This is a genomic window from Pseudomonas sp. GW821-FHT07G06, assembly GCF_058986625.1.
Window position 1 is genome coordinate 1 of the sequence record NZ_JBYSVW010000051.1, and the last position, 532, is coordinate 532.

Below are 532 nucleotides of genomic sequence, written 5' to 3' on the forward strand. Positions count from 1 at the left end.
CGCCGTCGATGGCGAAATTCACCACGCTGACCGGGCCGTCGACGCTCGAGGTGCCGGTGAGGACGCTGCCGGTGACGACGGTGTCTTCAGCGGTGGTTACGCTTTCGCTGAGGTCGGTGAAGTTGTCATCGACCGGGGTGACGCTGATGGTCAAGGTCGAAGTGACGTTGCTGCCGGAGCCGTCGGTAACGGTGTAGCTGACGGTCGGCACGCTGCCGTTGTAATTCTCGGCAGGCGTGAATGTGTAAGTGCCATTAGCCCCGATCACCAGGGTACCGACGTTGGCGATGGTCGCGGTCTGACCGGCGGTGAAGGTGCCAGTAACGCCGTCGATGCTGAAGTTCACCACGCTGACCGGGCCGTCGACGCTCGAGGTACCGGTGAGGACGCTACCGCTAATGGCGGTGTCTTCCTGAGTGGAGACCGTTTCGCTAATGTCGGTGAAGTTGTCGTCGACCGGGGTGACGCTGATGTTCAGGGTCGAGGTGACATTGCTGCCCGAGCCGTCGGTGACGGTGTAGCTCACCGTTGG

At 62.2% G+C, this 532-nt stretch carries 1 protein-coding gene; it reads right to left on the bottom strand.

Features of this window, described 5'->3' with window-relative positions; genetic code table 11:
* On the bottom strand, positions 1–532 hold a 532-nt coding region (locus AC3WJW_RS30010; RefSeq protein ID WP_493728552.1), incomplete at both ends, for a cadherin-like domain-containing protein.